Genomic DNA, 23,804 nt, shown 5'->3' with positions numbered 1-23,804 from the left:
ATCAGCCCGCGTAGGCGACGAGGTCGGGGTTCTCCTCGTAGACCTCGGCCAGGAGGCTGAGGTCGAAGAGGTCCGCGGCCTCGAGCTCGATGCCCGCGCCGGCGAGCGACTCGAGGGTGGAGGCCTGGAGCGCCTCGGAGATGGTGAAGAGGCCGTTCGCGACGGTCTCGTCCGAGACCACGAGGTCCTCGGCCTGCGCGATCGCGCCCGCGATCGAGTTCTCCGGGTTGAGCTCGAGGTCGGCGCCGTACTCCTCGTACGCGAGGCGGGCGCCCTCCTCCGGGTCGTTGACCGCGTCGGTCCAGCCCTTGATCTCCGCGACCAGGAACGCCTTGAGCGCGTCGCGGTTCTCCGCGATCGACTGGTCGGTGACCGTGATGGTCTCAGCGACGAACGGCAGGCCGTTGTCCGCGAAGGGCAGGTTGACGGTGTCGTAGCCGGCGGCCGCGACGGTGATCGACTCGTTGGTGAGGTACGCGATGAAGCCGTCGACCTCGCCGTTGGTGAGCGGCGCGGGGTCGTACTGGACCGGGACGATCTCGACGTCGTCCTCGGTGAGGCCGTTCGCGGCGAGCAGCGCCATGAAGAGCGCGGTGTTGGAGTCCTGGACGCCGATCTTCTTGCCGACCATGTCCTCGGCGGTCATGATGTTGCCGCCGTCCGCCAGCGACAGGACCGTGAACGGGTTCTTCTGGTACGTCGTGCCGATGATCTTCAGCGGCGCCTCCTCGGCGGCGACGGCCGAGCCGATCGAGACGGCGTCGGACAGCGCGACGTCGGCGGTGCCGGAGAGCAGCTCGGCGGCGCCGGTCGACGGTCCGGGCACCAGCTCGACCGCGTCGAAGCCGGCCTCGGTGTAGTAGCCCATCGAGTCCGCGAAGAACTCGCCGGAGAACTCCTCGTTCTTGATCCAGGACAGCTGGACGGTGAAGTCGCCGTACGCGGGCGCCTCCATCGCGTCCTCGGCGTCGGCCGAGGCGGACGAGCCGGTGTCGGCCTCGCCGGACGAGCACGCCGCGAGCGCGAGCGCGGCGACAGCCACGCCGGCAGCGGCGGCCGAGAGCCGCCCCGCCTTGCCGTTGATGAAACGCATGAGTTCTCCCTCGTGGTTGGACGCAAGGTCAGCCGAGGGAGCATCGTGGTGGGGTCTCTCCCGCGGCGCCCGGACATGACTCCGGCACGTCGGCACGACGTTATGGAATGTAGATTTCATGAACATGCGCCCTTGTGTTTCGCCCTCGTAAATTCAGGGTTCCGTGACATAACCGTGACATTGGCGCGTGGCAGACTCGCCCGCAGGTCACCCGTCGAGAGGAGGGCGCGATGGACCTCTCCGCCGTCACCGGCTACCGCGTCGCGACCTCCCGCGCGGATCTGGCGCTCGCGCCCGGCGAGCGCTTCCTCGCCGGCGGCACGTGGCTGTTCTCCGAGCCCAACCGCGACGTCACCGGGCTCGTCGACCTCGCCGGACTGCCCGGCCCGCGCCTCGAGGTGAGCCGCGAGGGCCTGACCATCGGGCCGTCGTGCACCATCGCCGACCTCCTCGCCCTGCCGCCCCACATCGGCTGGGCCGCGCAGCCGCTGTTCGCCGAGGCCGCGAACGCGCTGCTCGCGAGCTTCAAGATCTGGAACGAGGCCACGGTCGTCGGGAACATCTGCCGCGCGTACTCCGCCGGCGCGATGCTCGCCGCGTGCGCCACCCTCGACGCCGACGCCCTCCTGTGGACCGCGGACGGCGACGAGCGCATCGTCCCCGTCGCGTCCCTCCCGACTGGCAACGGCACCACCACCCTCGCGCACGGCGATCTCGTCCGCGAGGTGCGCATCGGCGCCGACGCCCTCCGGGCCCGCACCGCGCTGCGGAAGATCGCGCTCGCGGAGCTGGGTCGCTCGGGCGCTGTCGTCACCGGCCGCGCGCACGCCGACGGCCGCACCGTCATCGTCGTCACCGCCGCCACGCTCACGCCCGCCGTGCTGCGCTACCCCGCTCCCCCGTCGCCCGCCACCGCGCGGGACGATGCGCGGGCCGCCGAGGGCTTCTACACCGACGCCCTCGGCAGCGCGGACTGGCGCCGTCACGTCGCCGGCGTGCTCGCCGCCGAGGTCGCCGAGGAGCTCGCATGAGGCTCTCGGTCGACGGGGACGAGGTCGAGGGCGCGGCCGCGCCGGGCCAGTGCCTGCGCACCTACCTGCGCGAACAGGGCCGCTTCGAGGTGAAGAAGGGCTGCGACGCGGGCGACTGCGGCGCGTGCACGGTGCTCGTCGACGGCCGGCCCGTCCACTCGTGCCTCTACCCCGCCGTGCGCGCCGAGGGGCGGGAGGTGACCACGGCGGGCGGCCTCGCCCCCGGCGACGAGCCGCACCCGGTCCAGGAGTCCTTCGCGCGCCACTTCGCGTTCCAGTGCGGCTTCTGCACCCCCGGCATGACCGTCACCGCGTCGACGCTGACCGAGGAGGACCTGCCCGACCTCGACCGCCGCCTCAAGGGCAACCTGTGCCGCTGCACCGGCTACCGCCCCATCCGCGAGGCGGTCGAGCACGCGGTGAAGGGCTGCGGCGGCGGCTGCCTCGGCTGCCCCGCGGGGGACGATGCGCCATCCGGGGCGGACGATGCGGTCGCCGGCGGGGACGATGCGGCGGCCGGCGGCGACGATGCGGCGGCCGGCGGGGACGATGCGGCGGCCGGAGGAGGCGCCGAGGCTCGCCCGGGGGTGGGCGCGAACGCCCTGCCTCCCGCCGCCGCGCGCGTGGTCCAGGGCCGCGAGCCCTACACGTTCGACACCGACGTGCCCGGCCTCACGCACCTCAAGGTGCTCGGGTCCCCTCACGCGCATGCCCGCATCGTCGCGATCGACGCGTCCGCGGCCCTCGCCGTCGACGGCGTGGTCGCGGTGCTCACGCACGAGGACGCGCCCGCGGTCCGCTTCTCGACCGCGCGCCACGGCAACCGGCTCGACGACCCGCGCGACACGCGCATCCTCGACGACGTGGTCCGCTTCCGCGGGCAGCGCGTCGCCGCCGTGATCGCCGAGACCGCGGCCGCGGCGGAGGCCGGCTGCGCCGCGCTGCGCGTCGACTACGAGGTGCTCCCGGCGGTCACGGACCCCGAGGAGGCGCGCTCGCCCGGGGCGCCCCTGGTGCACCCCGGGCTGACCCCCGAGGACGGGGTCGAGGACGCCTCCCGCAACCTCGTCGCGGCCTGGCGCGGCGCGTACGGCAACGTCGGGAGGGGCCTCGCGCGGGCCACCGCGGTCGCGACCGGCACCTGGTCGAACGCGCGCGTGAGCCATGCCCAGCTCGAGACGCACGGCAGCCTCGGCTGGCTCGACGACGATGGCCGGCTCACGGTCCGCTCGAGCACGCAGGTGCCGTTCCTCGCGCGGGACGAGCTCGCGCTGATGCTCGACCTCGATCGCGAGCGCGTGCGCGTCTTCACGGCGCGCGTGGGCGGCGGCTTCGGCGGCAAGCAGGAGATCTTCACCGAGGACATCGTGGCGCTGGCGGTGCTGTGCACCGGACGACCTGTCGCGTACGAGATGACGCGCGAGGAGGAGTTCGTGCGCACCGCGACGCGCCACCCCTTCCGGGTCACCGCGACGCTCGGGGCCGACTCTGACGGCAAGCTCACCGCCATGGACATCGAGGTGCTGTCCAACACCGGCGCGTACGGCAACCACGCGATCGGCGTGATGTTCCACGGCTGCGCCGAGTCGCTCGAGGCGTACCGCTCCCCCGCCAAGCGCCTGCATGCCGAGGTGGTCTACACGAACACGACTCCCGCGGGCGCGTTCCGCGGCTACGGGCTGGGGCAGGTGATCTTCGCGGTCGAGTCCGCGCTCGACGAGCTCGCGCTGAAGCTCGGGATCGACCCGTTCGAGCTGCGGCGCCGCAACGCGGTCAAGGACGGCGACAAGCTGGGGGTCACCGAGCGGCGCCACCACGACGACCTCATCTTCGGGTCCTACGGGCTCGACCAGTGCCTCGACCTCGCGGAGGCCGCGCTCGCGCGCGGCAACGGCGTCGAGGCGCCGGCGGGCTGGGCCGTGGGCGAGGGCATGGCGCTCAGCATGATCGCGACCATTCCCCCGCGCGGGCACCGCGCGACCGCCTCGGTGACCGCGTACCCGGACGGCACCATGCTCGTCGCGGCGGGCACCGTCGAGTTCGGCAACGGCACCCACACGGTGCTCACCCAGATCGCGGCCGAGGCGCTGGGCATCGAGCCCGCCGCGGTGCGGCTGCGCACCTCCGACACGGACGCCACCGAGCACGACACGGGCGCGTGGGGCTCGACCGGCATCACGGTCGCGGGCAAGGCCGTGCATGCGGCGGCGGTCGCGCTCCGGTCGATGCTCGACGCCGGCGCGCCGGTCCCGGCCGAGGGCCTCACCGCGCACGGCGAGACCGACGGCAAGGTGCGCTCGCTCGCCTTCAACGTGCACGCCGTCCGGGTCGCGGTGGACGTCGAGACCGGCACCGTGCGGATCCTGCAATCGATCCAGGCGGCCGATGCGGGCGTGGTCCTCAACCCCGCCCAGTGCCGGGGCCAGATCGAGGGCGGCGTCGCGCAGGGCATCGGCTCCGCGCTGTACGAGGAGCTGATCATGGGCGACCACGGGGCGCCCACCAACCCCGCCTTCCGCGTCTACCGCGTCCCGCAGATGGCCGACGTGCCCGAGACGGAGGTGTACTTCGCCGAGACCTCGGACTCGCTCGGGCCGTACGGCGCGAAGTCCATGTCGGAGTCGCCCTACAACCCGGTCGCGCCCGCGCTGGCGAACGCGATCCGGCGGGCGATCGGCGCGCGGCCCATGGAGCTGCCGATGACCCGCGACCGGGTGTGGCGCCTCGCGTCCGGCCTCAGCCCGCGGACCGCGGATGGATGACGCCGCCCGTCTCGCGCAGCGGCCGCCCGCTCGCGCCCGTGTCGGACGCGATCACCTCGGCGAGGATCGCCACCGCGGTCTCCGCCGGGCTCGACCCGCCCAGGTCCAGGCCGATCGGCGAGCGGAGCCGGCCCAGCGCATCGTCCCCCACACCGGCCTCGCGCAGCCGTTCGACCCGGCGCTCGTGCGTGACGCGCGAGCCCATCGCGCCGACGTAGCCGGCGGGCGAGGCGAGCGCGACCTCGAGCGCGGGCACGTCGACGCGGTCGTCGTGGGTGAGCACGCAGATCACGGTGCCGTCCTCGATGTCGAGGCCGCGGAGGAAGGCGTCGGGCCACGCGACGTGGACCTCGTGCGCCGCGGGCAGCCGCTCGGGCGTCGCGAAGACCGGCCGCGGATCGACGACCAGCACGCGGTAGCCGAGCGCACGTCCGGCCGCGGCGAGCGCCGGCGAGAAGTCGACGGCGCCCACGATCACCAGGCGCGGGGCGCGCGGGCGGACGATGCGGTGGCCGCCCGGAAGGGCCAGGGTCACCTCGCCGTCGTCGAGGGAGGCCTCGAGCGCTGCCACGACGTCGTGGTCGCCGGGTCCCACGCGGAAGGCGATCACGTCGACCGCGCCGCCGCACGCGAGACCCGGGCGGTAGAGGTCCGGCTCGCCGCCGAGCGTCTCGGTCACCGGCGCCGGGTCCGCGTGGCGCGCGAGCGCGAGCTCGTAGGCCTCCGACTCGAGGCAGCCGCCGGAGATCGCGCCGATCGCGCGCCCGTCGGCGCACACTGCGATGGTGGAGCCGGGGGCGCGCGGCGTGGAGCCGTGGACGCCGGTCACCACGACGACGCCGAGCGCGCCGCCCTCGTGCAGCACCCCCAGCGCCTCGCGCGCGATCTCGAACACGTCCGCCAGTCTGTCAGCAGCCGTGGAGGGAAGCCATGACCCACGACCTCGTCATCCGCGCCGAGCGCGCCATCCTGCCCACCGGCGAGGAGCCGGCAGCCGTCGCGATCGATGCCGGCCGCATCGTCGCCGTGGGCGCGCTCGACGCGCCGATGTCCGCCGCCGCCGAGGTCGCGCTCGGCCCGGACGAGGTGCTCATGCCGGGCGGCGTCGACACCCACGTCCACGTCAACGAGCCGGGCCGCACCGAGTGGGAGGGCTTCGACTCCGCCACGCGGGCCGCCCGCGCCGGCGGCGTCACCACGCTCATCGACATGCCCCTCAACTCGATCCCGCCGACGACCACGCCCGACGCTCTCGAGGTCAAGCGCGCGACCGCCGCGGGCAAGTCGCACGTCACGGTCGGCTTCTGGGGCGGCGCGGTGCCGGAGAACCTCGGGTCGCTGCGCGCGCTGTGGGACGCGGGCGTGTTCGGCTTCAAGTGCTTCCTCGCGCCGTCGGGCGTCGACGAGTTCGGCTACCTCGACCGCGCCCTGCTGCGCGCCGCGATGGAGGAGATCGCGGGCTTCGGCGGGCTGCTCATCGTGCACGCGGAGGACCCCGAGGTGCTCGCCGCGCACGAGGACGGGGTCGGGCGCGGGTACGACACGTTCGTCGGCTCGCGGCCCGAGGAGGCCGAGACCAGCGCGATCGCGGCGGTGATCGACGGGGTGCGCGCGACCGGGGTGCGGGCGCACATCCTGCACCTGTCGGCGGCCTCGGCTCTTCCGCTTGTCGCCGAGGCCAAGGCCGAGGGGCTGCCTCTCACGGCCGAGACCTGCCCGCACTACCTCACGTTCGACGCGGAGCACATCGACGACGGCGCGACCCAGTACAAGTGCTGCCCGCCCATCCGCTCCGAGGCGAACCGCGAGGCGTTATGGCAGGCGCTCGCCGACGGCGTCATCGACTTCGTCGCGTCCGACCACTCCCCCGCGACCGCGGACCTCAAGCTCGCGGGCGCGGGCGACTTCTCGGTCGCGTGGGGCGGGATCGCGGGCCTCCAGGTCGCGCTGCCGGCCGTGTGGACCGGGGCGCGGCTGCGCGGCTACGGCCTCGCGGCGGTCTCGGAGTGGACCTCGGCGATCCCCGCCGCGTGGGCGGGGCTCGCCACCAAGGGCGCGATCGAGGCGGGCCGCGACGCGGACCTCATCGCGTTCGCGCCGGACGTGCCGTGGGAGGTGCACGCGGACGCGCTCGAGCACCGCAACAAGGTGACCGCGTTCGACGGTCGCGCGCTCGCCGGCCGGGTGCGCCGCGTGTGGATCGCGGGCTCCGAGACGAGCGAGGGCGAGCTCATCGAGCGGCCCTGAACCCTGGTGGGGCCGGGGCCCGGCAGAACGATGTGACCCCTCGAAATGTTGATGTAATCACCATCCTCTACGGTGCCAGCAGGCACCCACCTACTCGCGAGAGGCAGCCATGGCGATCATCCTCGGGGACCACCAGTACGGCAAGGCGGAGAACCGCATCGTGCGCATCGTGCGGGACAGCCCGCGCCACGAGATCCGCGACGTCAACGTCTCGACGTGCCTGCGCGGCGCCTTCGAGGAGGCGCACCTCACGGGCGACCAGGGCGCCGTGCTCCCCACGGACACCCAGAAGCAGACGTCGTACGCGTTCGCCAAGACCGTCGGGCTCGCCTCGCTCGAGCGCTACGCGCTCGCCCTCGCCACGCACTTCGTCGCGGACGTCGCGCCGGTGGACCAGGCGCGCGTCGAGCTCGAGGAGTTCGCGTGGGAGCGCGTCTCCGTCGGCGGTGCCGAGCACGACTTCAGCTGGGTGCGCTCCGGCCAGGAGGTCCGCACCGTCGCCGTGACCGTCGAGGACGGCGCGACGTGGATCACGGGCGGCCTCAAGGACCTCGTGGTGCTCAAGTCGTCCGGCTCGGAGTTCCACGGCTTCCTCGAGGACGAGTACACGGTGCTCGAGCCCACCTCGGACCGCATCATGGCGACGTCGCTCGTCGCCAAGTGGCGCTTCGGCGACGTCGACGCCGCGACCTTCGACTTCGACGAGAGCTACGCGGAGATCAAGGCCGCGCTGGTCGAGACCTTCGCCGGCTTCCACTCGCTCGCGCTCCAGCAGACGCTCTACGAGATGGGCAAGGCCGCACTCGAGGCGGTGCCCGAGCTCGTCGAGGTGCGCCTGTCCGCGCCCAACAAGCACCACTTCGCGTACGACCTCGCGCGCTTCGGCATCGCCAACGACAACGAGGTCTTCCACGCCGACGACCGGCCGTACGGCCTCATCCAGGCCTCCGTGACGCGCGACGATGCGCCGGACGCCGGGCCCGCGTGGCAGCAGTACTCCGGGCTGGTCTGAGCGAGGCGGGCTGAGCGCGGCCTGCTGCCAGCAGCGCGCGGCGGGCTGAGTGCGGCGGTCGGAGCGCGGCCCGCAGCCAGCAGCGCGCGGCCAGCAGCTCGCGGCTCGGGCTCTCCGGCCGATGATCCGTCAGGCGTGCCGGAACCGACTTCCATGTCGGAGCGACGCGAGGATGATCCGACATCCGCTCCGACACACGAAAGCGGCGGGACCCCACCGGGGCCCCGCCGCTTCCGTACGTCGGAGAGCTGAGACTCAGAAGTCCCAGTCGTCGTCGGTGGTCTCCTCGTGCTTGCCGATGACGTACGACGAGCCCGACCCCGAGAAGAAGTCGTGGTTCTCGTCGGCGTTCGGCGACAGCGCCGACAGGATCGCCGGGCTGACGTCGGTGACCGTGGACGGGAACAGCGCCTCGTAGCCCAGGTTCATGAGGGCCTTGTTGGCGTTGTAGTGCAGGAACTTCTTGACGTCCTCCGCCATGCCGAGACCGTCGTAGAGGTCGTGCGTGTACTGGACCTCGTTCTCGTAGAGGTCGTAGAGCAGGCTGAAGGTGTAGTCCTTCAGCTCCTCCTTGCGGGCCTCCGACTCGGTCTCGAGCCCCTTCTGGTACTTGTAGCCGATGTAGTACCCGTGCACGGCCTCGTCGCGGATGATGAGGCGGATGAGGTCGGCCGTGTTCGTGAGCTTGGCGCGGCTGGACCAGTACATGGGCAGGTAGAAGCCCGAGTAGAAGAGGAACGACTCGAGCAGCGTCGAGGCGACCTTCCTCTTGAGCGGGTCGTCGCCGTGGTAGTAGTCCAGGACGATCTGCGCCTTGCGCTGGAGGTTCTGGTTCTCGGTCGACCAGCGGAACGCGGCGTCGATCTCGGGCGTCGAGCACAGCGTCGAGAAGATCGACGAGTAGCTCTTCGCGTGCACCGACTCCATGAACGCGATGTTCGTGTAGACGGCCTCCTCGTGCGGGGTGAGCGCGTCCGGGATGAGCGACACGGCGCCGACGGTGCCCTGGATCGTGTCGAGCAGCGTGAGGCCGGTGAACACGCGCATCGTGAGCGTCTGCTCCTCCGGCGTGAGGGTGTTCCACGACTGGACGTCACCCGACAGCGGCACCTTCTCGGGCAGCCAGAAGTTGGCCGTGAGGCGGTTCCAGACCTCGACGTCCTTCTCGTCCTGGATGCGGTTCCAGTTGATGGCGTCCACGTGGCTGACCAGCGTGAGCTTCTCTGTCATGTCAGTTCCTTTTCAAGCACAGGCGAGGGACGCTACAGCATGCAGCTGACGCAGCCCTCGACCTCGGTGCCCTCGAGCGCCATCTGGCGGATGCGGATGTAGTAGATGGTCTTGATGCCCTTGCGCCACGCGTAGATCTGCGCCTTGTTGATGTCGCGCGTGGTGGCGGTGTCCGGGAAGAACAGCGTCAGCGACAGGCCCTGGTCCACGTGCTGCGTGGCCGCGGCGTAGGTGTCGATGATCTTCTCAGGGCCGATCTCGTACGCGTCCTGGAAGTACTCCAGGTTGTCGTTGTCCATGAAGGGCGCCGGGTAGTAGACGCGGCCCAGCTTGCCCTCCTTGCGGATCTCGATGCGCGACGCGATCGGGTGGATCGAGGACGTCGAGTTGTTGATGTACGAGATCGAGCCGGTCGGCGGGACGGCCTGGAGGTTCTGGTTGAAGATGCCGTGCTCCTGCACCTTCGCCTTGAGCTCGCGCCAGTCGTCCTGCGTGGGGATCGCGACGCCGGCGTCGGCGAAGAGCTCCGCGACGCGGGCGGTCGCGGGGACCCACTCCTGCTCGGTGTACTTGTCGAAGAACTCGCCCGAGGCGTACTTCGAGTTCTCGAAGCCCTCGAAGGCCGTGCCCTGCTCCTGCGCGATCCTGTTCGACGCCGCGATGGCGTGGAACAGCACCGTGTAGAAGTAGATGTTGGTGAAGTCGACGCCCTCCTCGGATCCGTAGTGGATCCGCTCGCGGCCGAGGTAGCCGTGGAGGTTCATCTGGCCCAGGCCGATCGCGTGCGCGCGGTCGTTGCCGTACCGGATCGACGGCACCGCGTCGATGGCGGACTGCGTCGACACGGCGGTGAGGCCGCGCACCGCGATCTCGACGGTCTGCTCGAGGTCGCCGCCGTCCATCGCCGTGGCGATGTTCATCGAGCCGAGGTTGCAGGAGATGTCCTTGCCGGTCTCGGCGTAGGTGAGGTCCTCGTTGAACTTCGAGGGCGTGTTGACCTGGAGGATCTCCGAGCACAGGTTCGACATGTTGATGCGGCCCGCGACCGGGTTGGCGTTGTTCACCGTGTCCTCGAACACGACGTACGGGTAGCCGGACTCGAACTGCAGCTCCGCGACGGTCTGGAAGAACTGGCGGGCCGCGATCTTGGTCTTGCGGATCCGCGGGTCGTCCACCATCTCGTGGTACTTCTCGGTGATCGAGATGTCGCCGAAGGGGACGCCGTAGACGCGCTCGACGTCGTACGGGCTGAAGAGGTACATCTCCTCGTTCTTGCGGGCGAGCTCGAACGTGATGTCCGGCACGACGACGCCGAGCGACAGCGTCTTGATGCGGATCTTCTCGTCGGCGTTCTCGCGCTTGGTGTCGAGGAACTTCATGATGTCGGGGTGGTGCGCCGACAGGTAGACGGCGCCGGCGCCCTGGCGTGCGCCCAGCTGGTTCGCGTACGTGAAGGAGTCCTCGAGGAGCTTCATCACGGGGATGATGCCCGAGGACTGGTTCTCGATGTGCTTGATGGGCGCGCCGGCCTCGCGGATGTTCGACAGCGACAGCGCGACGCCGCCGCCGCGCTTCGACAGCTGGAGCGCGGAGTTGATCGAGCGGCCGATCGACTCCATGTTGTCCTCGATGCGGAGCAGGAAGCACGAGACGAACTCGCCGCGCTGCGCCTTGCCCGCGTTGAGGAAGGTCGGGGTGGCGGGCTGGAAGCGGCCCGAGACGATCTCGTCGACCAGCTTGGTCGCGAGGTCGGTGTCGCCCGCGGCGAGGGTGAGCGCGACCATGACGACGCGGTCCTCGTAGCGCTCGAGGTAGCGCTTGCCGTCGAAGGTCTTGAGCGTGTAGCTCGTGTAGTACTTGAAGGCGCCCAGGAAGGTGGGGAAGCGGAACTTCTTCGAGTACGCGTGCTCCGTGAGGTCCCGGATGAAGGCGAAGTCGTACTGCGCGAGGACCTCGGGCTCGTAGTACTTCTTCTCGACGAGGTAGTCGAGGCGCTCCTTGAGCGAGTGGAAGAAGACCGTGTTCTGGTTGACGTGCTGGAGGAAGTACTCGCGCGCCGCCTCGCGGTCCTTGTCGAACTGGATCTTCCCCTCGGTGTCGTAGAGGTTCAGCATCGCGTTGAGCGAGTGGTAGTCCATGCCCGTGCGGGGCGCGTCGATCACTGTTGCTTCCACAGGTCTTCCAATCCATCGCGGACGGCGGTCACGTCGTCCTGCGTTCCGAAAAGCTCGAACTTGTACAGGTGCGGCACCTTGCACTTCTGGGCGACGATGTCACCGGCGATGCAGTAGGCCGAACCGAAGTTGGTGTTGCCCGCGCTGATCACTCCCCTGATGAACGAGCGGTTGTGCTCGTCGTTCAGGAACTTGATGACCTGCTTGGGCACGGCGCCGCGGTCGTTGCCGCCGCCGTACGTGGGGAGGACGAGCACGTAGGGCTCGTCGACCTTGAGGGGCTCGTCCGTGGGGTACAGCGGGATCCGGTCCGCCGGCACGCCCAGCTTCTCGACGAAGCGGTGGGTGTTGCCGGAGGTGGAGCTGAAGTAGACGAGCGAGGCCATAGGGCGGGGCTCTTAGGAGGCGACCCGCTCGGCGAGCGCGGCGATGCGGTCCGGCTGGAAGCCCGACCAGTGCTCCTCGCCGGCGATGACCACCGGCGCCTGGAGGTAGCCCAGCTTCATCACGGTGTCGTAGGCGTCCTGGTCCTCGGTGACGTCGAAGATCTCGAACTCGAGCTCGGCGCGCTCGAGCGCCTTCTTCGTGGCGGTGCACTGCACGCAGCTGGGCTTCGAGTAGACGGAGATCGTCATGGGGACGTCCTTTCGAGAGACGAAACGGGAGACAGCAAGCGCCACTATATATGGGGGCTGTACCTGAGTGCCACCACTAGATGGTGTGTTTCTCCACAGGTTTCCCCACATTTTTCCCACAGGCGCTCCCCCGGCCTGTGGGTAGTCGGGCGCGTCGCGCACGACACGCCGGAACAGCCTGTGGACAGCGCCGGCGCGCCCGAAACGCCGCCGAAACAGGCCGCCGTCTACGGTGACGGAAGACGTCCGTCCGATGCAGGGGCGGGCGCTGGGGGAGGAACACCGTCATGGCAGACCCGGGAGAGGTCGCATCGGGCGTCCGCGTGTACCGCGCGCACGTCTTCCACATCGCGGGCGCGCCCGCGCAGGCGGACGTGGCCGCGCACCTCGTGTCGCTTCCCGACGGCGCGCTCGTCGTCGACGGCGAGGGGATGGTCGCCTGGGTCGGGCCGTGGGCCTCGCTGCCCGCGCGGTACGTCGATGCGCCGGTCACCCGCGCGGACTACCTCCTGCCCGGCTTCGTCGACGCGCACGTTCACTACCCGCAGTCGTACGCGACCGCGGCGCACGGCGGCGGCCAGCTGCTCGAGTGGCTCGACCACTGCATCTTCCCCACCGAGGCGCGCTTCGCGGACCCCGAGTTCGCGGGCCGCGCCGCGCGGTACTTCACGCGCCGCCGCATCGCCGCGGGCACCACCGCGGCCATGGTCTTCGGCAGCGCCTTCCCCGTCGCGCAGGACGCCCTCTACCGGGCGACGCTCGATGCGGGCCTCCGCGTCGTGTCCGGCCGCGGCGTGCAGACCGTGGGGCCGCCCGCCGCATCGTCCCTCCTCACGTCGGAGGAGAAGGCCATCGAGCTGGTCGCCGACGAGATCGACCGCTGGCACGCCGTCGACACGGGCGACCCGTGCTCGGCGCTCGTCCAGGTCGCGATCGTGCCGCGCTTCTCGCTGTCGGTGACGCAGCGGACGCTGGCCGCGATGGGCGAGCTGTACGAGGAGGCGCAGCTGCACGGCGTCTACTTCCACTCGCACCTCAACGAGAACAACCGCAAGGGCGACGGCGAGATCGCGGCCGTGCTGGGCTCATACGGCGTCGAGGCGTACCTCGACACGTACGACGGACGCTTCCTCCCGGGCTCGCGGATGGGCGGGCGGTCGCTGCTCGGGCGGCGGTCGTCGCTCGCGCACGCCGTGCACTGCCAGCCGCGCGAGCTCGCCCGCATGGCGGAGACCGGCACCTCGATCGCGCACTGCCCCACCTCGCAGCTGTTCCTGGGCTCGGGGACGATGCCGTGGCGCTCCACGGTGGCGACGGGGGTGAACGTGGCGCTGGGCTCGGACATCGGGGCCGGCGACGAGTGGCTGATCTCGCGCGTGGCTGGCGACGCGTACAAGGTGCACATCTCCGAGGAGGGCGACGCGGGCACCGCGATCCACCCCGCCGAGCTGCTGTTCGCGGCGACGCTCGCGGGCGCCCGGGCGCTCGACATGGAGCATGCGTTCGGCAACCTCGACGCCGGCAAGGACGCCGACTTCCTCCTCATCGACACCTCCCGCTGGGAGCCGCTCGAGGGCATGCTCTCCATGGGGATCCGGTCGGACGACGAGGAGCAGGCCACGCTCGAGGAGCTGTTCACGCTGCTCGTGGGGCTGCGCCAGCCCGCGATCGCCGGGGTCTACGTCCAGGGCAGGCAGGCGGTCACGCCGGAGCTGTAGAGGCTGCCGGGCGTCCTGCGGATGTCGCCGGGCGTTCTGCGAGGTGCCCAGCGCCCGGAAATCCCGCGATCGGGCACGCAGCACCTCCCAGCGCGACAGCCGCCCCACGCTAGCCTCGAGTCATGCACCCGACGGCGAAGCGCTGCGTCCAGTGGGCCGTCGGCCTCGTGCTCGTCGGCACCGCCGCGATCGTCTTCGGCACCGAGCTCGTGATCCGCGCCTCCGAGCACCTCGGGCAGAACGGCGCCCTCGCCTTCTGGCTGATCGACTACGTGATCGGCGGCATCCGGCTGTTCGCCGTCCCCATCGCCGCCGCCCTCGTGGCCGCGGCCGTGGTCGTGCAGGCCCTCGCGCCCGCCCGCGACGTCGCCGACACGGAGGCCGCCGACCCCGAGACCGGGGAGCCCCGCACCCCGTGAGAGGATTCCCGCCATGGCTGTGGTGGGAGATCGGATCGCGGAGCGCGCCGCCGACGACTTCGGGCGCTCCGCCCCGCGCGTGGTGAGCGCGCTCGAGCGCCTCCCGGTGAGCCTGAGCGCGGACCCCGAACGCATCCAGGCCGCCGTCCTCATCGCCGCCCGCGGCGACCTCACGATGCTCGACGACGCTCTCGACCACGCGCGGGAGGACCACCGCGACCTGCTCGACCGCGCCGGCCTGGCGGGCGGCGACTGGCGCGAGCGGCTCGACGCCGCGCTCGGCCACGGCTGAGCGGCCCACCACCACCGCGCCGACCGGACGTCGCGCCCACCCGCCGACGACCCCGCCGCATCGTCCCGGACCAAGGTCCCGCGCCAGATTGACACGTGCTTCCTAGCGTGGAACCGGGTCCCCGACGAGCCCGGCAACGCCGCCGGGCGTCCACTGCCGAAAGGACGCGGGACCATGAACCACTTTGAGCACTACGACGACGTGATGTGCGGGATCGGCGCGCTGGGCGAGCACATCCCCGGCCCGATCAAGGGATTCTTCGACCTCCACCACGCCGCCCTCGAGGACGGCGCGCTCACCAAGAGCGAGAAGGAGCTCATCGCCCTCGCCATCGCGATCGCCGTGCGCTGCGGCGGGTGCATCACGTGCCACGTCAAGGACGCCCTCTCCTCCGGCGCCACGCCCGAGCAGATCTACGAGACCATCGGCGTCGCGATCCTCATGGGCGGCGGCCCCTCCGCCGTCTACGGCAACGAGGCCCGCAAGGCCGTCGAGGAGTTCATCGCGGCCCCCGTCTGAGCCCACCGACGGGGCGGCGGTCCTTGAGGGGCGACCGCCGCCTCGCGACCCCTCGCCCGGGACCGGGAGCGTCCGCCGCCCCAGGTCCCGGGCGCATCGTCGCCAACCGGACTAGCCTGGCAACCGTGACTGCACCCATCGATCCCACGACCACGTCCGCCTGGGCCGAGCTCGAGGCCCACCACGCATCGTTCACCCCGGACCTCCGCGGGTGGTTCGCCGCCGACGCCTCCCGCGTCGAGCGCATGTCCCTCCCCCTCGCCGACCTCCACGTCGACCTGTCGAAGAACCTCGTCACCGACGGGATCCTCGGCAGCCTCGTGAAGCTCGCCGAGGAGACCGGCGTCGCGTCCCGCTACCAGGCGATGCTCGCCGGCGAGCACATCAACACCACCGAGGACCGCGCCGTCCTCCACACCGCGCTGCGCCGCCCCGCCGGGGCCTCCCCCGCGCTCGAGGTCGACGGGCAGGACGTGGACAAGGACGTGCAGGACGTCCTCGCCGCGATCGACGCCTTCGCCGCGCGCGTCCGCTCGGGCGAGTGGAAGGGCGTGACCGGGAAGTCGGTCACGCACATCGTCAACATCGGCATCGGCGGCTCGGACCTGGGCCCCGTCATGGTCTACGAGGCCCTCGAGCCGTACGCGACCGCCGGCATCGAGGCGCGCTTCGTCTCCAACATCGACCCGACCGACATGGGCCAGAAGGTCAAGGGCCTCGACCCCGAGACCACCCTGTTCATCGTCGCGTCGAAGACCTTCACCACGCTCGAGACGCTCACCAACGCGCGCCTCGCCCGCGACTGGCTGTGGGACTCGCTCGCGGAGGCCGGCGTGCCCGTCGCCACCGACGCCGAGAAGGACGATGCGGTCGCGCACCACTTCGTCGCCGTCTCGACCGCGCTCGACAAGGTCGCGGCCTTCGGCATCGACCCCACCAACGCCTTCGGCTTCTGGGACTGGGTGGGCGGCCGCTACTCGGTCGACTCGGCGATCGGCCTGTCGCTCGCGATCGCGCTCGGCCCGGACGTGTTCCGCGAGCTGCTCGCCGGCTTCCACGCCGTCGACTCGCACGTCGCCGAGACGCCGCTCGAGCAGAACGTGCCCGTCCTCATGGGCCTGCTCAACGTCTGGTACTGCAACTTCCTGGGCTCGCAGTCGCACGCCGTGCTGCCCTACGCGCAGCAGCTGCACCGCTTCCCGGCGTACCTCCAGCAGCTCACGATGGAGTCCAACGGCAAGTCGGTCCGCTGGGACGGCTCGCCCGTCACCACCGACACCGGCGAGATCTTCTGGGGCGAGCCCGGCACCAACGGCCAGCACGCGTTCTACCAGCTCATCCACCAGGGCACGCGCCTCATCCCGGCGGACTTCATCGCCGTGGTGAACCCGGCGTACCCGCTGGAGGACGGCGGCCAGGACGTGCACGCGCTGTTCCTCGCGAACTTCCTCGCGCAGACCAAGGCGCTCGCCTTCGGCAAGACCGCGGAGGAGGTTGAGGCGGAGGGCACCACCGGCGCCCTCGTCCCGGCCCGCACGTTCGCCGGCAACAAGCCGACCACGTCGATCTTCGCCCCGTCGCTCACGCCGTCCGTGGTGGGCCAGCTCATCGCGCTGTACGAGCACATCACCTTCACGCAGTCCGTCGTGTGGGGCATCAACGCGTTCGACCAGTGGGGCGTCGAGCTGGGCAAGAAGCTCGCCCTCGAGATCGCGCCGGCGATCGAGGGGGACGATGCGGCGCTCGCCTCGCAGGACGCGTCCACGCAGGCGCTCATCGCCTACTACCGCGCGAACCGCGCCTGATCCCAGGCACGTCCTCAGACGCAGCGAAGGAGCCCGGTCCGTCTGGACCGGGCTCCTTCGTCGTGTGCGGCGGGACGGTTCCCGGCCCGTGGCGGGGCGGTCAGACCGCGGCCTCGCGGGCCTCCCGCGCCTTCGACAGCGCCAGCTCGAACGTCGACACCGGCTGGGCACCCGAGATCGCGAACGCGCGGTCGAACACGAAGAACGGCACCCCGGACGCGCCGTAGGCCGCCGCCTGCGCGATGTCGGCCTCGACCGCATCGGCGTAGGCGTCCGAGGAGAGCACGGCGCGCACCTCGTCCTCGGCCAGGCCGAGCTCCGCCGCGAGGCCCACGAGCGTGTCGTGGTCGGCGACCACGGCGCCGTCGACGAACTGCGCCCGCATGAGCCGCTCCTTCATGGCCGGCCCGAGGCCGCGCTCGTGCGCGAGGTGGAGCAGGCGGTGGGCGTCGCGCGTGTTCGACGACAGGTAGCGGTCGAAGTCGTACGCGATGCCCTCCTCCGCGCCCAGGTCGATGAGGCGCTGGTTCATCTCGCGCACGCGCTCGGGGGTGGTGGCGAACTTCTTCGCGAGCGCCTCGGCGTGCGGCGTGGCCTCACCGGCGGGGATGCTCGGGTCCAGCTGGAAGCTGCGGTAGCGGAGGGACACGTCCTCGCCCGAGGCCTCGACGGCCTTCTCGAGGCGGCGCTTGCCGAGGTAGCACCAGGGGCAGGCGATGTCCGACCAGATCTCGATCTCGATAGTCACGCCGCCACAACGTACACGTGCCGGCGCGCATTCCTGACGCGTCAACTACCCCGGTAGGTCGAGTAGCCGAACGGGCTGAGCAGCAGCGGCACGTGGTAGTGCGGGTCGCCGTCGACGCCGAACGCGATGCGCACCTCCGGGTAGAACGTCGCGACCCCGTGGTCGGCGAACCACTCCCCCGTGGCGAAGATCAGCTGGTAGGTGCCCTCGTGGAGGCGGTCGGGCCCGAGCGCGGAGATGCGTCCGTCCGCGTCCGTGACGCCCTTCGCGATCTCCGCGTCGCCGTGGAGCAGCCGCACGTGGATGCCGGCGGCCGGCCGCCCGTGCACCGAGTCGAGCACGTGGGTGGTGACGTGGCTCATGCGGCCTCCTCGCCGTACGTCGCGCGCAGCCGCAGCAGCGCGATGCCGCGCAGCTGGTCCGCCACCTCGGCGAGCTCGGCGACGTCGTCGTTCTCGAGCCTACGCTCGATCTCGCCCACGATCTCCTCGCGCGAGCGCCCCGCGGCGCGGATGAGGAACACCCGCCCGAAGCGCTCCTCGTACGCGGCGTTGAGGGACGCGAGCCGGGCCGCGAGCGCCTCGTCGGGCGAGGCGGACGACGCCTGCTCGGCACGGGAGAAGCGCGCCTCCGCGCCGTCGCCCTCGCGACGCTCGCCGATGCGCGGGTGCGCCGCCAGCGCCTCCTCGATCTCCTCCGGCGTGAGCGGCGTGCCGGCGGACACCGCCGCACGCTCCAGCTCGAGCATCGTCGGGTACGCGCGGGCCGCGAGCGCATCGGCCCAGCGGGACACGTTGAGGCACGCGAGAAGGTCCTCGCGCTGGGGTTCGATCATGTTCCCTCCCTAGGATGAACAGCATGGCAGACAGGCTGGTCGGCGTGGTGCTCGCGGCGGGGGCCGGCACGCGCTTCGGTGGACCGAAGGCCCTGGCACGCGATGATGCGGGGGCCTGGCTCCCGCGCGCCTGCACCCTGCTCGCGGACGCCGGGTGCGAGCCCGTGGTCGCGGTGCTCGGCGCGGGCGCCGACGAGGCCAAGCACCTCCTGCCCAAGGGCGCCCACGGCGTCATCGCGGACGCGTGGCACGAGGGCATCGGCTCGAGCCTGCGGGCGGGCATCGAGATCGCCCGGGCCGCGCACGCGGACGCCGTCCTCGTGACCCTCGTGGACCTGCCCGACCTCGCGCCCGAGGCCGTCGCCCGCGTCGCCGAGCGCTGGACCGGCGACCCGCGGGTGCTCGCCCGCGCGGTCGACGGCGGCACGCCCGGCCATCCGGTGCTCGTGGGCTCCGCGCACCTGGGCCCGCTGCTCGCGACCGTCGGCGGCGAGCGCGGCGCGGCCCACTACCTCGCCGGCCATCACGCCGAGGAGGTCGACTGCACCGGGCTCGGCGCCGCCTCGGACGCCGACTCGCGCTGAGCCCGGCTCAGGCCTCGGCTCAGGCCTCGATCGTCCCGGCGATCGCGACGTCCGTCGCGCCGCCGATCCACAGCTCGCCGTCCGCCGCGTCGACCGTGACGCGGCCGGCCCTGCCCATCGCGGTGCCCTGCGCCGCGACGTACGGCGCGGCCAGGATGCCCTCCTCGGTGAGCCACTGCGCGAGCGACGCGTTGAGGCTGCCCGTGACGGGATCCTCGCGCAGCGGGCCGTCGCCGCCCGTGAAGAACGCGCGCACCTCGATCGCGGCCTCGCCGCCGGGCGCGTGGGGACCCGCGACGCCGATGAACCGCTCGCCCGCGGTGACCGTCGGCTCGATCGCGAGCACCGCCTCGGCGTCGCGCAGCAGCAGCCCGACCCAGCCGGGCCCGTTGTCCACCCACCGGCTCGCGACCACGTCCTCGGGCGCCAGCCCGAGCTCGTCGCGGTAGCGCGCGAGCTCCGCCTCGTCGACCGGGCCCGAGCGCACCGTCGGCGGGGCCGCGAACGCGAGCGTGCCGCCCTCGCGGCGGACGGGCACGAGGCCCGCGCCGCACTCCTGCACGAGCAGTGCGGGATCGCGCGGGACGCCGCCCGCGTCGAGCCACGCCCGCGCGGTGCCGAGCGTCGGGTGCCCGGCGAACGGCAGCTCCTTGCGCAGCGTGAAGATGCGGACGCGGTAGTCGGCCTCGGGCGTGGTCGGCGGCAGCACGAACGTGCACTCGGAGAGGTTGGTCCACTCCGAGATGGTCGCCATCTGCTCGTCGGTGAGGCCCTCGGCGTCGAGCACGACGGCGACGGGGTTGCCCGTGAAGGGGCCGGAGCCGAACACGTCGACCTGGCGGAAGGGATGGGTCGTCATGACCGCGAGCCTAGGCGCGGGACGATGCGCGGGCACAGGGCCGCGCGGGTCCCCGGTGGCACCGGGCCGGGGGTGCCAGGCGGGGCGAGGGCGGCCCCGTGCGGGGCCGCCCTCGCGTTCGGGTCACTTGCCCGACATCGGCGACAGGTTGTCGTCGAAGGTGAGCGATGGGATGTTCTCGACGTCGCCCGTGAGCGTGGACGGCGTGTCGGAGCCGCTCGAGGCGACGATGGCGATCCAGACGATCGCGGCGATGATGGCGGCCGCAGCCAGGCCCACCATGATGCGGATCCGGGTGTGCGACTGCGCCGAGTGCGTATCTGCCATGTCCATCTCCCGGGGACATGCGCCGTGAGGCGCGGGCAGTGGCTGGTGGCGGGGAGGCGTGCGCCGCGGGCGCCTGCGGGGTCGGGCGAAGCGTCCGGCCCGGCGCTCGCGCCCGCACTCCCCCTCGAAGGCCCGGACCCGTGGGCCCGACCTGTTCCGAGAGCGCTGCTCTCGTTGCGCGTCTTCGACGCTACGCCCGCGTCGGCACGGCCGAAAGCCCCCAGAAATGGTGTCAACCTCGCGCGCGGCTCGCGCGTCGGCGGCGGTACTCGGGGCCTCGGCGGCGCGCTCCGGTCACTCCGGCGCGGGCTCGTCCGGGTCGTCCGGCTCCTCGAACAGCCACGCCGGGACGGCGACCGCCGCGAGCGCCCGGTCGCGGTCGACCGCGTCGGCGGGCGCGAGACCCCGCCTGCCCAGCGCGAGGTGCCGCTTCCACCCGAACTCGGTCGCGGGCGTCGCATCGGCCGCGAGCGTGCCTGACGTCAGCGCGAGGGTGACGAGGTCCGCCGCGAGGACGTCCTCCTCGAGCAGCCCCGCGGCCTTGCCCTCCGCGACGAGCGCGCGGAGCGCCTCGCGGACCCGCGGGTCGCCCGAACGGCCGGGACGGATGCGCGCGCCGCGGACGGCGAGCTGAGGGTAGGAGCGGTGGCGCGCGAGCGCGCCGACCATCGCGTCGAAGAACGCGTCGAGCTTGGCGGCCGCGTCCTGACCCGGCACCGCGAGCGCGGCGAGCACCCGCTGCTCGACGCGCGTCATCGCGATCGCGTACATCTCGAGCACCAGCTCGTCCTTGCCCGCGAAGTGGCGGTACAGCGTCGCCTCGCCCACGCCGGCCCGCTGCGCGACGGCGGACAGCGGCGCCTCGATGTCGGTGTCGTCGAACACGGCGAAGGCCGCGTCGATGAGGCGGATGTGGTTCGCCCGGTAGTCGCCCCGCTCGGCGCGCGGGCGTCGAGACGTGGCGGGCTGGGTCATCACGCCACCGTAGCCGCTCCCTGCCGCTGCGCGATAGAGAGGACCGCGGCCTCGAACGCGTCGATCGCGAGGGCGACGTCCTCGACCGTGACGATCTCGTCGGGGTGATGGCTGATCCCGCCGTTGCCGTTGCGCACGAAGAGCATCGCGTACGGGGCGAGCGACGCGATCGCCATCGCGTCGTGGCCCGCCTTCGACTGCAACTCCATCGCCTCGTCCTCGCCGGTGACCGCGCGGACGCCGTGCTCGACCGCCTCGCTCAGCCGCCGCTCGGACGAGGTCGCGCGCGCCACGTGGCGCAGCGTCTCGGAGAACTGGAGACGGCGCCGGCCCGCGGCCTCGACCGCGTGGGCGCGGATCCGCTCCCACGCGCCGTCGCGCTGCGCGTCGGAGGCGGCGCGCACGTCGAGCGAGAACTCCGCGCGCCCCGGGATCACGTTGGCGGCGCCCGGCTCGACCCGCATCTCGCCGACCGTGCCCACGACGCCCTCGGTGAGCGCGACCTGCTCGACCGCGAGCGCGGCCTCGGCGGCGCCGAGCAGCGCGTCGCGGCGGTGCAGCATCGGCACGCCGCCCGCGTGGCCGGCCTGGCCCTCCATGGCGAGGTCGAAGCGCTTGGCGCCCATGATCCCCGACACGACGCCGAGCGGACGGCCCGCGTCGAGCAGCAGCGGGCCCTGCTCGATGTGCGCCTCGAGGTAGCCGAGCACCCCCGCGGGGTCGAGCGCGGCCTCGACCACCCGGTCGGGGTCGAGCCCGAACGCGGCGAACGCCTCGCGCATCGTCACGCCGTCGGCGTCGGCCAGCTCGAGCCACTCGTGCTCGAACGTGCCGGCGACCGCGCACGAGCCCAGCAGGGTGCGCCCGAAGCGGACCCCCTCCTCGTCGGCGAAGCCCAGCACCTCGAGGCCGAACGGCAGGCGCACGCCGTGCTCGCTCAGGCGCGCGACGACCGCGAGCGCGATCATCACGCCGAGGACGCCGTCGTAGCGGCCCGCATCGGGCACCGTGTCGAGGTGGGAGCCGAGGAGCAGCACCGGCGCCTCGGCGGTCTCGGCCGGGTACGAGCCGCGCGCGTTGCCCGCCTCGTCCTGCCACGCGCGCATGCCGGCGGCCTCGATCCATTCGGCCACCCGGGCGTTCGCCTGCGCGTGCTCGGGTGACAGGTAGACGCGCTCGATGCCGCCCTCCATCGACGACAGGCCCGCGAGGACGTCGCACCGCCGAAGTGCCTCGCGCGCGTCCGCGAGCGCGGCCTCGGACGGGCCCTTCGCCCGCGACCGGCGGCTCATGCGGCGGCCCCGTACACGTCGTAGGCGGCGTCCACTCCCCCGCCCGGCGGCACGGGCACGCCCTGGCGCCGGAGCACGGCCTCGAGGGCCGCGAGCGTGGCGAGCACCGCATCGGTGCGGGCGTTCCAGCCCATCGTGCCGATGCGCCACACGCGCCCCGCGAGCGGCCCGAAGGACGTGCCGATCTCGATGCCGAAGTCGCGCAGCAACGACCCGCGCACCGCCTCGCCGTCGACTCCGTCGGGGATCTCGACGGCGACGATGTTCGCCATGCGGTGCGCGCGGTCGCCGTAGACGGCGAGCCCCAGTCCCTCGACGCCGGCGAGCATCGCCCGGCCGTGCAGGTCGTGCCGCGCCTGGTACGCGTCGAGGCCCTCCTCGAGGATGATCCGGGCGCACTCGCGCGCGCCGTAGAGCATCGTGGTGGCCTCGGTGTGGTGGTTGAGGCGGCGGGGCGACCAGTAGTCGAAGATCATCGCGAGATCGAGGTAGTTCGAGCGGATCGGGTGGGCCACGGTCGGGTCGCCGGGCTCGCGGATCCCGGCCTCGATGCTGCGCCGCGCCTCGATCACCTCGACCGCGCGCGGCGAGAACGTGGCCGGTGCCGACCCCGACGGCCCGCCGAGGCACTTCTGCAGCCCCGCGGTCGCGGCGTCCACGCCCCACGCGTCGGTGGGGAACGGGTTGCCGCCGAGGGTCGCGGTGACGTCCGCGTACAGCAGGCAGTCGTAGCGGTCGCACAGCTCGCGCAGGCCGTCGAACGGCTGGCGCATCGTGGTCGAGGTGTCGCCGTGGACCATCGCCAGCACCTTGGGCCGCGCGCGCTCCATCGCCGCGGCGATCGCCTCGAGCGGCACGACCTCGCCCCACGGCGCGTCCACGGTGTGCACCTCGGCGCCGCACCGCTCCGCGATCTCGACGAGCAGGTGGCCGAAGCGCCCCATCACCGGCACGAGCACCCGGTCGCCGGGCTCGAGCAGCGACACCAGCGCGGCCTCGATCGCGCCGCGCGCGGTCGAGTCGACGAGCAGCGTGTGCGTGTTCGCGGTCGCGAAGACCCCGCGGTACAGGTCCTGGACCTCGCCCATCGCCCCGGTCATGAAGGGGTCGTACTGCCCCACCAGCTGCGCCGACATCGCCTGCAGCACGCGCGGGTGCGCCGTGATGGGGCCGGGCCCCATGAGCAGGCGCGCGGGCGGGTCGATCGGGCCTGGCAGGGACATCGGGGCCTCCCCGGAATGTTGATG

At 72.2% G+C, this 23,804-nt stretch carries 24 protein-coding genes; 10 read left to right on the top strand and 14 right to left on the bottom strand.

What is annotated here, in order from left to right; all coding sequences use genetic code 11:
- Window position 1 precedes the first annotated feature (1 nt).
- Entirely contained in the window at window positions 2-1,093 is a 1,092-nt protein-coding gene (locus AOM07_RS07635) for an ABC transporter substrate-binding protein (RefSeq protein ID WP_062312440.1), read from the bottom strand.
- A 230-nt stretch (window positions 1,094-1,323) separates the two neighbouring features.
- On the opposite strand from AOM07_RS07635, the gene AOM07_RS07630 reads away from it, so the two are divergent.
- Both AOM07_RS07630 and AOM07_RS07625 read left to right on the top strand, forming a co-directional pair.
- Window positions 1,324-2,124 (top strand): FAD binding domain-containing protein, encoded by an 801-nt coding sequence (locus AOM07_RS07630; RefSeq protein WP_062312438.1) that lies wholly within the window; start codon window positions 1,324-1,326, stop codon window positions 2,122-2,124.
- Complete coding sequence (locus AOM07_RS07625; RefSeq protein WP_062312436.1) at window positions 2,121-4,886, top strand: molybdopterin-dependent oxidoreductase; 2,766 nt, start codon at window positions 2,121-2,123, stop codon at window positions 4,884-4,886. Before AOM07_RS07630 ends, AOM07_RS07625 begins: the two co-directional genes overlap by 4 nt.
- On the opposite strand, the gene AOM07_RS07620 is transcribed toward AOM07_RS07625, so the two are convergent.
- On the bottom strand, window positions 4,861-5,781 hold the full coding sequence (locus AOM07_RS07620; RefSeq protein ID WP_062312434.1) for an XdhC family protein: 921 nt from the start codon (window positions 5,779-5,781) through the stop codon (window positions 4,861-4,863). The genes AOM07_RS07625 and AOM07_RS07620 overlap by 26 nt on opposite strands.
- 35 nt (window positions 5,782-5,816) lie before the next feature.
- On the opposite strand from AOM07_RS07620, the gene allB reads away from it, so the two are divergent.
- The gene (gene allB / locus AOM07_RS07615) at window positions 5,817-7,133 is read left to right on the top strand and encodes an allantoinase AllB (protein WP_062312432.1); all 1,317 of its coding nucleotides are present in this window, start codon (window positions 5,817-5,819) and stop codon (window positions 7,131-7,133) included.
- A 109-nt stretch (window positions 7,134-7,242) separates the two neighbouring features.
- A complete protein-coding gene (gene pucL / locus AOM07_RS07610; protein WP_062312430.1) occupies window positions 7,243-8,145 on the top strand; it encodes a factor-independent urate hydroxylase in 903 nt (300 codons plus the stop codon).
- 255 nt (window positions 8,146-8,400) lie between these two features.
- On the opposite strand, the gene nrdF is transcribed toward pucL, so the two are convergent.
- Genes nrdF through nrdH form a run of 4 tightly spaced genes read right to left on the bottom strand, consistent with a single transcriptional unit; the run spans window position 8,401 to window position 12,184 of the window.
- Complete coding sequence (nrdF, locus tag AOM07_RS07605) at window positions 8,401-9,375, bottom strand: class 1b ribonucleoside-diphosphate reductase subunit beta (RefSeq protein WP_062312427.1); 975 nt, start codon at window positions 9,373-9,375, stop codon at window positions 8,401-8,403.
- A 32-nt stretch (window positions 9,376-9,407) separates the two neighbouring features.
- Window positions 9,408-11,513, bottom strand: a complete 2,106-nt coding sequence (nrdE, locus tag AOM07_RS07600) for a class 1b ribonucleoside-diphosphate reductase subunit alpha (protein WP_084830194.1) — start codon at window positions 11,511-11,513, stop codon at window positions 9,408-9,410.
- Window positions 11,514-11,533: 20 nt separating this feature from the next.
- A complete protein-coding gene (gene nrdI / locus AOM07_RS07595) occupies window positions 11,534-11,935 on the bottom strand; it encodes a class Ib ribonucleoside-diphosphate reductase assembly flavoprotein NrdI (RefSeq protein ID WP_062312425.1) in 402 nt (133 codons plus the stop codon).
- A 12-nt stretch (window positions 11,936-11,947) separates the two neighbouring features.
- On the bottom strand, window positions 11,948-12,184 hold the full coding sequence (gene nrdH, locus AOM07_RS07590; protein ID WP_062312423.1) for a glutaredoxin-like protein NrdH: 237 nt from the start codon (window positions 12,182-12,184) through the stop codon (window positions 11,948-11,950).
- Window positions 12,185-12,471: 287 nt separating this feature from the next.
- Between nrdH and AOM07_RS07585 the strand changes: the two genes are divergently transcribed.
- The 5 genes from AOM07_RS07585 (at window position 12,472) to pgi (ending at window position 16,937) form a co-directional block, all read left to right on the top strand.
- Complete coding sequence (locus tag AOM07_RS07585) at window positions 12,472-13,902, top strand: amidohydrolase family protein (protein WP_062312421.1); 1,431 nt, start codon at window positions 12,472-12,474, stop codon at window positions 13,900-13,902.
- Between the two features lie 122 nt (window positions 13,903-14,024).
- Window positions 14,025-14,321 carry a hypothetical protein gene (locus AOM07_RS07580; RefSeq protein WP_062312419.1) on the top strand — a complete coding sequence of 99 codons (297 nt, stop codon included), beginning with the start codon at window positions 14,025-14,027 and terminating at the stop codon, window positions 14,319-14,321.
- A 13-nt stretch (window positions 14,322-14,334) separates the two neighbouring features.
- Window positions 14,335-14,613 carry a hypothetical protein gene (locus AOM07_RS07575; RefSeq protein ID WP_062312417.1) on the top strand — a complete coding sequence of 93 codons (279 nt, stop codon included), beginning with the start codon at window positions 14,335-14,337 and terminating at the stop codon, window positions 14,611-14,613.
- Between the two features lie 174 nt (window positions 14,614-14,787).
- Window positions 14,788-15,132, top strand: coding sequence for a carboxymuconolactone decarboxylase family protein (locus AOM07_RS07570; RefSeq protein WP_062312415.1), 345 nt, complete (start codon window positions 14,788-14,790; stop codon window positions 15,130-15,132).
- Between the two features lie 125 nt (window positions 15,133-15,257).
- Window positions 15,258-16,937, top strand: a complete 1,680-nt coding sequence (gene pgi, locus AOM07_RS07565; protein WP_062312413.1) for a glucose-6-phosphate isomerase — start codon at window positions 15,258-15,260, stop codon at window positions 16,935-16,937.
- Between the two features lie 100 nt (window positions 16,938-17,037).
- Here pgi and AOM07_RS07560 read toward each other — a convergent pair whose 3' ends face one another.
- The 3 genes from AOM07_RS07560 to uraD are packed head-to-tail and all read right to left on the bottom strand — an operon-like array spanning window position 17,038 to window position 18,520.
- A complete protein-coding gene (locus AOM07_RS07560; RefSeq protein WP_228374405.1) occupies window positions 17,038-17,685 on the bottom strand; it encodes a DsbA family oxidoreductase in 648 nt (215 codons plus the stop codon).
- Between the two features lie 41 nt (window positions 17,686-17,726).
- Window positions 17,727-18,047, bottom strand: a complete 321-nt coding sequence (gene uraH, locus AOM07_RS07555) for a hydroxyisourate hydrolase (RefSeq protein WP_062312411.1) — start codon at window positions 18,045-18,047, stop codon at window positions 17,727-17,729.
- A complete protein-coding gene (gene uraD, locus AOM07_RS07550; protein ID WP_062312409.1) occupies window positions 18,044-18,520 on the bottom strand; it encodes a 2-oxo-4-hydroxy-4-carboxy-5-ureidoimidazoline decarboxylase in 477 nt (158 codons plus the stop codon). The genes uraH and uraD overlap by 4 nt, the downstream gene beginning before the upstream one ends.
- Window positions 18,521-18,543: 23 nt before the next feature.
- On the opposite strand from uraD, the gene AOM07_RS07545 reads away from it, so the two are divergent.
- Entirely contained in the window at window positions 18,544-19,104 is a 561-nt protein-coding gene (locus tag AOM07_RS07545) for a nucleotidyltransferase family protein (protein WP_062312407.1), read from the top strand.
- A gap of 19 nt (window positions 19,105-19,123) precedes the next feature.
- Here the strand turns inward: AOM07_RS07545 and AOM07_RS07540 are convergent, their stop codons facing one another.
- From AOM07_RS07540 to AOM07_RS07520, 5 genes are all read right to left on the bottom strand, one after another.
- On the bottom strand, window positions 19,124-19,963 hold the full coding sequence (locus AOM07_RS07540) for a PhzF family phenazine biosynthesis protein (protein WP_062312405.1): 840 nt from the start codon (window positions 19,961-19,963) through the stop codon (window positions 19,124-19,126).
- 123 nt (window positions 19,964-20,086) lie between these two features.
- Entirely contained in the window at window positions 20,087-20,290 is a 204-nt protein-coding gene (locus AOM07_RS07535) for a hypothetical protein (RefSeq protein WP_062312403.1), read from the bottom strand.
- A gap of 294 nt (window positions 20,291-20,584) precedes the next feature.
- A complete protein-coding gene (locus AOM07_RS15100; protein ID WP_062312401.1) occupies window positions 20,585-21,265 on the bottom strand; it encodes a TetR/AcrR family transcriptional regulator in 681 nt (226 codons plus the stop codon).
- Window positions 21,265-22,557 (bottom strand): allantoate amidohydrolase, encoded by a 1,293-nt coding sequence (locus AOM07_RS07525; protein ID WP_062312399.1) that lies wholly within the window; start codon window positions 22,555-22,557, stop codon window positions 21,265-21,267. Before AOM07_RS07525 ends, AOM07_RS15100 begins: the two co-directional genes overlap by 1 nt.
- Window positions 22,554-23,780, bottom strand: a complete 1,227-nt coding sequence (locus AOM07_RS07520) for a pyridoxal-phosphate-dependent aminotransferase family protein (protein WP_228374404.1) — start codon at window positions 23,778-23,780, stop codon at window positions 22,554-22,556. The genes AOM07_RS07525 and AOM07_RS07520 overlap by 4 nt, the downstream gene beginning before the upstream one ends.
- Window positions 23,781-23,804 lie beyond the last annotated feature (24 nt).

This window comes from Demequina rhizosphaerae (assembly GCF_000971255.1).
Taxonomy (GTDB): Bacteria; Actinomycetota; Actinomycetes; order Actinomycetales; family Demequinaceae; genus Demequina; species Demequina rhizosphaerae.
The sequence above is the reverse complement of the archived record's forward strand: the minus strand, read 5'-3'. Positions and strand labels throughout refer to the sequence as shown.

What these genes read in the sequence shown, in the direction of transcription:
- AOM07_RS07635 (WP_062312440.1), bottom strand. Translation starts at nt 1,093, where the DNA reads ATGCGTTTCATCAACGGCAAGGCGGGGCGGCTCTCGGCCGCCGCTGCC.
- AOM07_RS07630 (WP_062312438.1), top strand. Translation starts at nt 1,324, where the DNA reads ATGGACCTCTCCGCCGTCACCGGCTACCGCGTCGCGACCTCCCGCGCG.
- AOM07_RS07625 (WP_062312436.1), top strand. Translation starts at nt 2,121, where the DNA reads ATGAGGCTCTCGGTCGACGGGGACGAGGTCGAGGGCGCGGCCGCGCCG.
- allB (WP_062312432.1), top strand. Translation starts at nt 5,817, where the DNA reads ATGACCCACGACCTCGTCATCCGCGCCGAGCGCGCCATCCTGCCCACC.
- pucL (WP_062312430.1), top strand. Translation starts at nt 7,243, where the DNA reads ATGGCGATCATCCTCGGGGACCACCAGTACGGCAAGGCGGAGAACCGC.
- nrdF (WP_062312427.1), bottom strand. Translation starts at nt 9,375, where the DNA reads ATGACAGAGAAGCTCACGCTGGTCAGCCACGTGGACGCCATCAACTGG.
- nrdE (WP_084830194.1), bottom strand. Translation starts at nt 11,513, where the DNA reads ATGGACTACCACTCGCTCAACGCGATGCTGAACCTCTACGACACCGAG.
- nrdI (WP_062312425.1), bottom strand. Translation starts at nt 11,935, where the DNA reads ATGGCCTCGCTCGTCTACTTCAGCTCCACCTCCGGCAACACCCACCGC.
- nrdH (WP_062312423.1), bottom strand. Translation starts at nt 12,184, where the DNA reads ATGACGATCTCCGTCTACTCGAAGCCCAGCTGCGTGCAGTGCACCGCC.
- AOM07_RS07585 (WP_062312421.1), top strand. Translation starts at nt 12,472, where the DNA reads ATGGCAGACCCGGGAGAGGTCGCATCGGGCGTCCGCGTGTACCGCGCG.
- AOM07_RS07580 (WP_062312419.1), top strand. Translation starts at nt 14,025, where the DNA reads ATGCACCCGACGGCGAAGCGCTGCGTCCAGTGGGCCGTCGGCCTCGTG.
- AOM07_RS07575 (WP_062312417.1), top strand. Translation starts at nt 14,335, where the DNA reads ATGGCTGTGGTGGGAGATCGGATCGCGGAGCGCGCCGCCGACGACTTC.
- AOM07_RS07570 (WP_062312415.1), top strand. Translation starts at nt 14,788, where the DNA reads ATGAACCACTTTGAGCACTACGACGACGTGATGTGCGGGATCGGCGCG.
- uraH (WP_062312411.1), bottom strand. Translation starts at nt 18,047, where the DNA reads ATGAGCCACGTCACCACCCACGTGCTCGACTCGGTGCACGGGCGGCCG.
- uraD (WP_062312409.1), bottom strand. Translation starts at nt 18,520, where the DNA reads ATGATCGAACCCCAGCGCGAGGACCTTCTCGCGTGCCTCAACGTGTCC.
- AOM07_RS07545 (WP_062312407.1), top strand. Translation starts at nt 18,544, where the DNA reads ATGGCAGACAGGCTGGTCGGCGTGGTGCTCGCGGCGGGGGCCGGCACG.
- AOM07_RS07540 (WP_062312405.1), bottom strand. Translation starts at nt 19,963, where the DNA reads ATGACGACCCATCCCTTCCGCCAGGTCGACGTGTTCGGCTCCGGCCCC.
- AOM07_RS07535 (WP_062312403.1), bottom strand. Translation starts at nt 20,290, where the DNA reads ATGGCAGATACGCACTCGGCGCAGTCGCACACCCGGATCCGCATCATG.
- AOM07_RS15100 (WP_062312401.1), bottom strand. Translation starts at nt 21,265, where the DNA reads ATGACCCAGCCCGCCACGTCTCGACGCCCGCGCGCCGAGCGGGGCGAC.
- AOM07_RS07525 (WP_062312399.1), bottom strand. Translation starts at nt 22,557, where the DNA reads ATGAGCCGCCGGTCGCGGGCGAAGGGCCCGTCCGAGGCCGCGCTCGCG.
- AOM07_RS07520 (WP_228374404.1), bottom strand. Translation starts at nt 23,780, where the DNA reads ATGTCCCTGCCAGGCCCGATCGACCCGCCCGCGCGCCTGCTCATGGGG.